9 protein-coding genes are annotated in these 8,215 nt (G+C 30.8%); 3 read left to right on the top strand and 6 right to left on the bottom strand.

What is annotated here, in order from left to right; translation table 11 throughout:
* On the bottom strand, positions 1-218 hold a 218-nt coding region (locus tag ACFVRR_RS04030; protein ID WP_387324871.1), incomplete at its 3' end, for a hypothetical protein.
* Positions 219-314: 96 nt separating this feature from the next.
* Here ACFVRR_RS04030 and ACFVRR_RS04025 point away from each other — a divergent pair.
* On the top strand, positions 315-1,271 hold the full coding sequence (locus ACFVRR_RS04025) for a magnesium transporter CorA family protein (protein WP_387324869.1): 957 nt from the start codon (positions 315-317) through the stop codon (positions 1,269-1,271).
* Between the two features lie 8 nt (positions 1,272-1,279).
* Here ACFVRR_RS04025 and spoVK read toward each other — a convergent pair whose 3' ends face one another.
* Complete coding sequence (spoVK, locus tag ACFVRR_RS04020; protein ID WP_387324866.1) at positions 1,280-2,227, bottom strand: stage V sporulation protein K; 948 nt, start codon at positions 2,225-2,227, stop codon at positions 1,280-1,282.
* Positions 2,228-2,487: 260 nt separating this feature from the next.
* On the opposite strand from spoVK, the gene ACFVRR_RS04015 reads away from it, so the two are divergent.
* On the top strand, positions 2,488-3,477 hold the full coding sequence (locus ACFVRR_RS04015) for a tyrosine-type recombinase/integrase (protein ID WP_387324864.1): 990 nt from the start codon (positions 2,488-2,490) through the stop codon (positions 3,475-3,477).
* A 47-nt stretch (positions 3,478-3,524) separates the two neighbouring features.
* On the opposite strand, the gene ACFVRR_RS04010 is transcribed toward ACFVRR_RS04015, so the two are convergent.
* The 3 genes from ACFVRR_RS04010 to miaA all read right to left on the bottom strand — a co-directional run bounded on the left by ACFVRR_RS04010 (position 3,525) and on the right by miaA (position 5,467).
* On the bottom strand, positions 3,525-4,151 hold the full coding sequence (locus tag ACFVRR_RS04010) for an FMN-binding negative transcriptional regulator (protein WP_387324863.1): 627 nt from the start codon (positions 4,149-4,151) through the stop codon (positions 3,525-3,527).
* 108 nt (positions 4,152-4,259) lie between these two features.
* The gene (gene hfq / locus ACFVRR_RS04005) at positions 4,260-4,481 is read right to left on the bottom strand and encodes an RNA chaperone Hfq (protein WP_387324861.1); all 222 of its coding nucleotides are present in this window, start codon (positions 4,479-4,481) and stop codon (positions 4,260-4,262) included.
* A gap of 23 nt (positions 4,482-4,504) precedes the next feature.
* Positions 4,505-5,467 carry a tRNA (adenosine(37)-N6)-dimethylallyltransferase MiaA gene (gene miaA / locus ACFVRR_RS04000; protein WP_387324990.1) on the bottom strand — a complete coding sequence of 321 codons (963 nt, stop codon included), beginning with the start codon at positions 5,465-5,467 and terminating at the stop codon, positions 4,505-4,507.
* A gap of 198 nt (positions 5,468-5,665) precedes the next feature.
* Here miaA and ACFVRR_RS03995 point away from each other — a divergent pair, with 198 nt between their 5' ends.
* A complete protein-coding gene (locus ACFVRR_RS03995; RefSeq protein WP_387324858.1) occupies positions 5,666-7,513 on the top strand; it encodes a beta/alpha barrel domain-containing protein in 1,848 nt (615 codons plus the stop codon).
* 59 nt (positions 7,514-7,572) lie between these two features.
* On the opposite strand, the gene ACFVRR_RS03990 is transcribed toward ACFVRR_RS03995, so the two are convergent.
* Positions 7,573-8,127, bottom strand: a complete 555-nt coding sequence (locus ACFVRR_RS03990) for a helix-turn-helix domain-containing protein (RefSeq protein WP_387324855.1) — start codon at positions 8,125-8,127, stop codon at positions 7,573-7,575.
* Positions 8,128-8,215 lie beyond the last annotated feature (88 nt).

Genomic DNA, 8,215 nt, shown 5'->3' with positions numbered 1-8,215 from the left:
AAACCCCCTTGTAGTAATAATTTTCCTACAAAGGAGATTTTTTCTAAAATTATATGCTTAGATCTATTGACTAAGTTGTTTTTCAACACTCTGAAAACAAACCTTTTAAAATGAAGGTTTGTTTTTTTATATTGTATGAAAAATTGGTGATTATTCTCCATCAGCTCTTTCTCTTCTTTGCAACAAACATCCTTACTAGTCTCCTGTTTCATTACCACGAAAAAACAAACCCAAAAATACGTTTGTTTTCTTCACATAATTTACCTATACTTGACAACACTATTTTAGAAATTTATTTAAAGGAGGAATTTCATTTGAAGAGATATAATATTACAAATCATTCAGTCGAAACAATTGATGAATTTTTGCTTCCAACTAAAGATGAAATTCTTTGGTATCACTTCAATAATAAATCCTTAGATGAGTTAACTACGATTATTGAAAGCTTGAATATTCATCCTTTAGCAAAAAAGAAACTTCTACATAGCGATCATAAGCCTAGAATAAATGTCTTTAAAAACGAGGCAATTCTTTCCTTATATGCCTTAACTAAATTATTTAAACCAACAAAAATAAATATTCTTGTTTGTAGTAATTTAATTATTTCATATATAGAAGATCATGAAATAGATCTATTCAAATATGTAACTCAGGAATTCAGTCAAAATTATATTAAAGTAGACCATGCTGGTCATGTTTTATATCAAATTTTTCATGAAGTTATTGAGAAGTTCCTTATCTCAATTGATCGGTTTGCAAATGAGATTGAAGAAATTGAACGAGACTTATTTAATGACCCATTTCGAAAGGATTTAGATCAGAAAATATTCAATTGGAAAGTTCAACTTCAAGATTTAAGACAGCTTGTAGAACCACAAGTAAATGTCATTAACCAAATTGTAGAAGCAGATTTTCCTTTCTTAAGTCAGGATGCAGGCTTTTATTTTAATGAATTAAAAGAGAATTATGAACGTATTATTAATGCCCTTGATAATTTTAAAGAAAGTATGGGAGGCATAATAGAAATGCAAATGTTCTTAAAATCTGACCGTACAAATGATATTATGAAAACTTTAACACTCATAAGTGCCATTTTTTTACCGATGTCTTTTATCGCAGGATTTTATGGCATGAATTTTGTAAATATGCCTGAGTTAAAATGGAAATATGGTTATTTATATTGTATTTTCCTCAATATTTTAATTGGGGTCATTATTTCAATATATTTTAACGTTAAAGGTTGGTGGGGTAGAAAGCACCAAATAAAATAGCTAATAGTTCAATTAATCGAGTCGATTTTGTCTGAAGTAAACAGGTCTTTTTCTTCAATCCTCATTAATATTTCTCGATTAAATTCGGTCTCAGATACTAACCTTGTAGCTTGTGTCCTAATCGATTTTTCAACAATATTACGAACAAATCGCCCATTGCTAAAATGAGCACGATTTTCAAGTTTTGCCTTTTGGATAAAGTCTCTTAATCGGTATTCCGCTTCCCGAGATAGTATATATTCCCGGTCAACAAACATTTTTTTTGATATATCTAGAAGCTCCTTTACTGAATAATCCTTGAATTCTAAAATGAATGGAAATCTTGATTTTAGTCCAGGATTCAAACTTAAGAAATAATCCATTTCGGAAGAATAGCCGGCTAATATTAGTACAAAGTCGCCATGTTTATCTTCCATATGTTTAACAAGTGTATCAATCGCTTCTTTTCCGAAATCTTTTTCCCCACCACGGCCAAGTGAGTAAGCCTCATCAATAAAAAGAATTCCACCATTTGCTTTTTTTACTAAATCTCTAGTTTTTTGAGCAGTGTGTCCAATGTATTCTCCGACTAAATCAGCTCTCTCTGCTTCAATTAAGTGGCCTTTGGACAATACACCCATTTTCAAAAATAATTGACCAATAATCCTAGCAACAGTCGTTTTTCCAGTTCCTGGATTCCCTTTAAACAACATATGCAATACTTGTTTTTCGGCTTTTAAGTTTACTTCTTCTCTTTTTTTATTAATAAATATCCAAGCATAAATTTCATGAATCATTTTTTTTATTTCTTCCATGCCAATTAAATGTCGTAATTGATCTTCTATTTCAATTAATAACTCATGTTTAGGCTGTTTCACTGTTTCGATACTTGGATTTGGAGAAACCTCTCCCCTTTTCACTGTATTAAGTACAACATTTATTTGGCCGTTATCTTTTAAACGAATTGGCTGCTCCAAACATGACACCTCTCTTATTCTGTCGAACATTTTTTTTAGTATCTATAGGTAAGCACTCCACGAGAAATAAGATTACAGTTCTTTTTATGCGCTTTTGAAAGTATTTTACTAAATAAGTTTTTTACTATTATATGTACGAACAATTCATTTCAAAACTTTTATTCTCCAGACTAACTGTTAAATGGATATGATTGCTAAATTTTACTAAATTCTATTATCTTTTTTGTTATAATGAGAGAAAAAGAGAAGAGTTGATAAATTTGACGATTCCAAACTTAACGACTGCTACTTTACCTGATGTCATCTTGCAATTTGCCTCTCACTTAAATAGTAAAGGAAGAAAAGAATCTACTATTAAGCGTTATTGCTATGATTTAGAAGAATGTTTCCGTTACTTTAAAAAAGTTAATGACAGTTTTAGTACATTACAAGTTCAAGATTTTAATAATTATTTCTTTTTTTTAACATCTGAACGTGGATATAATGAAAAAACGATGCATCGAATTTATGTCGTACTAAATCAATTTTATAAATTTTTACATTCTAATAATTCTTCAATCGAGAATATCATTCCATTCACAAACTATTTAGCAGGACCTTCACGTGCTCTTTCATCGGACGATTTTATCTCAGAAGAAGAAGAAAAAAAATTGCTGTCAATCGTTCAATCCACGACAGATTTGTCTGAAAAGCAATTAAAAGCTAGATCATTTTTAATGGATCGCAACGAAATTATGATTCGTTTTATGCTGTATTATGGACTGACTTTAAAGGAATTAATTGATTTACAAATGAGAGACATTAACTTCGCTTTAAATGAACTTGTTGTCCATAGCAAGGAAGGTACTAAAAGAACAATTATTCTTACAAAAGAAGACCGAGTACTATTATATAATTATTTTGTCACGATACCCGAGCCCGTAAGACCCCACTATCATTCAACTCATCCGCTCTTTGTTGCTTTTGATTTTAACCGCATGACGTTCCATTGGGTATACGATACAGATTCACCGAAAGCACTAACTGAAATTGCATTTCAAAAAATGCTTAGATTGGAAGTTAAAAGAGCTGGACTTAGAAAAGGACTTTGCTCACAACATTTAAGAAACACTTTTATTCTACGGAAAATAAAAGAGGGATTATTAGTGGAAGATATTCAGCATTTAGTTGGATTAAAGACCTCCGTTTCTTTAAAACGATACTTTCTATTTTTTCAAGAAAATGAACGCCCAAATAAAAAGGAGTTATGATTTCGATCATCATAACTCCCTCCTTATTTATTGAAGATAACTTCTTTTTAAGAACTTGTATTTAGTTTTGCTTTCATCAGTTCTGCTATTTCTTTCGAAGAATATTTTTCTTCATTTTGCAAAGCTGTAATCACTTTTTCTCTTCTCTCAATCGAATGATTTTGACTTAATTTCTTTTTACCGATTAACTCTGTTACTTCAATTTTCAAACAAACAATGCCTGAAAGTAATTTTTCAACATATTCTGTGTGATCTTCGTATTTCCAAGGTTTAGATTGCCCTTTTTCAAAATAATCAGTCGTTTTTAAAACGATTTTTCTCATTTCATCCTTATTTTCAATTGTTGTTACTTTTCCATAAGCATGGATTGCTGTATAGTTCCAGGTTGAAACTGTATTTTTTTCTTCATACCATGAAGCAGAAACGTATGCATGTGGCCCTGGGAAGATGATTAAACATTCTTTTCCATTCATCGATTTCCATTGAGGATTTGGCTTAGCTAAATGTGTAATGATCATTAAATTCTCTTTGTCTTCTCGTATGATAAATGGTAAATGAGTTGCTTCTATTTTTGCCTCTTCATTATTCGATAATAATATTCCGAAGCTATTTTTCTTCATTTCGGCTATTAATTGATTTAAATCTGTTTCTTTAAATTCTTTTGGGACATACATTTGATTCCCTCCCTTTAGTTTACATAATATAATTATCTACATTAATATATCTAGCATAATTAAAAAAGAACATTGACCATAAGATCAATGCTCTTTTTTCAATTTATTTTACATTTCAATATGTACATTTTTAGATGGTACAAACGTTGAAATTGCATGTTTATATATTAATTGTTGCTTACCTTCAACATCTAACAATACCGTAAAGTTATCAAAGCTTTTTACTTTACCTTTGATTTGAAATCCATTTAGTAAAAATACTGTAACCGCTAGATTGTCTTTACGTAATTGGTTTAAGAACTGGTCTTGAATGTTGATTGATGTTTTCATGTCCTTTTCCTCCTCTTCTACCTCTACATATATTTATTCGAGATGAAATAGCCCTTTCCTTCAAGTATAGCTAAAATTTCCAGTTTTTTTATATCAAAATTATGTCCATCCATATCAAACCAATGGATGTTCATTTTATTTCTAAACCACGTCATTTGCCTTTTTGCATACCTTCTTGAGCTTTGTTTAATTAGATCGATTGCTTCCTCTTTTGTTAAGGTTCCATCAAAATAATCGTAAAGCTCTTTATAGCCAATCGCTTGCACAGATTGACAATTTCGAATACCTTTGTCGTAGAGCATTTTTGCTTCATCTACTAGTCCTTCTTCCAACATTAGATCAACTCGTAAATTAATTCGATTGTATAGTAGCTCTCGTTCCATCGATAATCCGATTATTTCTGCATCATATAAATACTCTGGCTCTTTTTTAAATGCGGTCTCTGAAAATTTTTGTCCCGTTAGTTTGAAAACTTCAATTGCACGGATTACTCTTCTGACATTATTCATATGTATTTGCTTTGCACTTTCTGGATCAATTTCTTTTAATTGATCATGTAATGCTTTATTCCCAAAAGCCATCGCAAAACCCTCTAATTGGTTTCTTAAAAGCTCATCACCTTCTTGCTCAGCAAATTCATATTTAGTTAATACACTTTGGATATATAATCCAGTACCACCAACAATAATTGGAATTTTACCTCGATTAGCTATTTCTTTAATTTTCTCTCTAGCTAAAGTTTGAAAATCAGCAACTGTAAAAGAATCTTTTGGATCAAGGAAATCAATTAAATGATGGGGAATTCCTTCCTTTTCTTCTTCTGTAATTTTAGCTGCTCCAATATTTAATTCTTTATAAACCTGTGTTGCATCACCATTAATGATTTCTCCATCAACAGCTTTTGCAAGTTCAATACTTAGTTTTGTTTTCCCTACTGCTGTAGGACCAACGATGACTATCACTTTTTGCATATTTACCATTGTAATCACATATACGCCTTTCTATACAACCTTTTCCTTACTTGTCTTACTAATTTTGAAAGTAGATAACTCTTTTTATTTATACCATATTTATACAAAAATTCCAATGCATTGTGAATTAATACACAATATAGAAAGAAAGTGTTTTCATTTTATATTTGTCAAAGTAAACTAGAAGTAATCTTAAAAAAATGAGGTTATGCTATGCCTGATTGGTCTTATCATACAATTTTTAAACCAATGCTCTCAAAGCTTCCTTCTAAAGTTTCAAGAGAATTCATTCATAGTAGCATGAATAAGATCTCAACTTTGCCATTTGGTCCGAATCTAATTGAATTTCTCGGTCATTTAAACACTGACAGCTCACTTGAATACGAGATTCATCATTTGAAACTTAAAAATCAAATTGGATTGGCCTCTAAGATTGACCCCAATCTATCTGGCACAAATGCTTTTATGAATTTAGGATTTGGTGTGATTGAAATTGGACCTATTTCTATAAACGATACCTATACAAACAAAATTCCTCTCATTGATTTGAAACATAACCAATTAATCGGAACAGAGGAAAATAAAGTATTAACCGTAGAACAAACAGTTTATAAACTTTCAAAAATAAATAAGACGGTTCCTATTTTTGCTAGAATAGCTGGGAGTTTTGATGAATTTAAACTGATCGAATCAAGGCTTTCTGATTTTGTTGATTTATTCATCTTAGAGCTTGATTTGGCCAAGGATTTAGCAGAAAATAATTGGGCTTCTACTAAACCTATTTGTCTATCAATTTGTTCAAATGAAATAGATGTTTTTCTTAAAAAAGAAAGTTATCCATTCGATTCAATTTTGATTGAAGAAATTCCAAATAATACTGATTTAGAGCAAAAATGTAATTTAGTAAGTACAATTCAAAAGATAAAATCAAATCAGTTTGAGAAACCGATATTTACAAAAGGCGGAGTGGTTGAACCAATTGATGCAATTGAATTAATCGATGCTGGGGCATCATTAGTATTTTTGACTCATGGATATGTACTCAGTGGTCCTGGTTTACCGAAACGGATCAATGAAGCGGTAAAGTATAGAAGAAAAAAAGAGAAACCTAGTTTAAATGACGGTTGGATATGGTACTTTTTATTTGGCCTTTTCATGTTTATTGGCGGATTACTTGCTCTATTTATTAGTTTAACTTCCATTGTCCTTCCATATGATGAGCACTTTTTAACGATTGATCGTCAATTAATTTTACAGTTTAATGATCGAATTCTCCCCTTTATGTCACATGATCGGATGACACTTTCTGGGACGATTATGTCGGGTGGAATCTTGTTCATGTCATTAGCCATAAATGGAGTTAAACATCATTATCATTGGGCAAAAAAAGCAACTGACACAAGTGCGTTCGTAGGTTTTTTAGCAATATTCTTATTTATAGGATATGGTTACTTTGACTGGTTACACGCTTTATTTTGGGTTGTTCTATTAATACCATTCTTAATTGGTTTCTTTAAAACCAGAGGGATAAATAGAAGTCCAGAATCTGAAAATTTAACAAATAACCGCTTTTGGAAACTAAGTTTAATAGGTCAATTATTTTTTATTATACTAGGATTTTCGATTCTAATCGGAGGATGTATTATTTCCTTTGTGGGTGTCACTACTACCTTTGTTAAAACAGATTTAAATTATTTATGTATAACTCCTTCTGGGTTGAATGCATTTAATCAACACTTAATACCTGTTATCTCACATGATCGCGCCGGTTTTGGAGGTGGATTAGTAAGTGTTGGCTTACTAGTACTCATGATTTCATTATGGGGTTTTAGACAAAATCAAAAATGGATTTGGTGGACATTATTGTCAGGAAGTTTACCTGCATTTATTACTGCGTTTGCAGTCCATTTTATGATTGGTTATACAGATTTTTATCATCTATTACCACCAATCATTGCCAGTTTGTTTTTATTGATTGGCGTTATTACATCTTATAGATTTTTGAATTTTACACTGGAGGATTCTTCTGAAAACATATTTATTGAAATAAGTAAATCTTAAAAAATGGCACAATTAGTAAATAATAAATTGGTAAAACCCCGTTTTAAAAAAACGGGGTTTTAATTTGGATAGTATAATAGCATACTTAATCGAGTTAAAGTTTCTCCAGAATTATGATAAGTATGAGGTCGATCTGCCTTGAATCTAATTGAATCGCCTTTTTTCACTGTATGTTCAACATTATTTACCCGGACAGTTAATTCACCATCATAAATTGTTAAAAATTCCTCAGTTCCTTCCTTGTGCGCATCAGCACTTAGGAAACCACCTTTTTCAATCTCAACAGAATATACTTCAAAACGTCTTTCATCTTCAAAGGGAAAATATGGATAAAGCCGATATTTCCCTTTATCCTCCACAAGGGTTTGAACCTCGCTCATTGAAATTACTTTTGTATCTGGCTGCGGATTATTGATTAATGAAGTAAAAGAAATTTTTAATCCATTTGCTATTTTCCAGATTGTTGTAATAGTAGGACTAGATTCACCTCTTTCAATTTGACCAATCATTGTTTTACTTACACCTGTAAATTCTGCTACCTTTTCAAGACTTAATTTTTTTCTTTCTCTATATGCTTTTAAGTTTTTTGCAATGATTTGATTTATTTCTTCCATAAAAACACTCCTAAAACAAAGTATTTACAATATAACGTACATACCATACAATATAAAGGAAAACGTTATATTGTCTATTTTAATCATT

Origin of the sequence: Gottfriedia sp. NPDC057948 (assembly GCF_042887255.1) — a bacterium.
Lineage (GTDB): Bacteria > Bacillota > Bacilli > Bacillales > Bacillaceae_G > Gottfriedia.
Note: the sequence above shows the minus strand (reverse complement) of the source record. Positions and strands in the feature narration are given on the sequence as shown.

What these genes read in the sequence shown, in the direction of transcription:
- ACFVRR_RS04010 (WP_387324863.1), bottom strand. Translation starts at nt 4,151, where the DNA reads ATGTATGTCCCAAAAGAATTTAAAGAAACAGATTTAAATCAATTAATA.
- hfq (WP_387324861.1), bottom strand. Translation starts at nt 4,481, where the DNA reads ATGAAAACATCAATCAACATTCAAGACCAGTTCTTAAACCAATTACGT.
- ACFVRR_RS03995 (WP_387324858.1), top strand. Translation starts at nt 5,666, where the DNA reads ATGCCTGATTGGTCTTATCATACAATTTTTAAACCAATGCTCTCAAAG.
- ACFVRR_RS03990 (WP_387324855.1), bottom strand. Translation starts at nt 8,127, where the DNA reads ATGGAAGAAATAAATCAAATCATTGCAAAAAACTTAAAAGCATATAGA.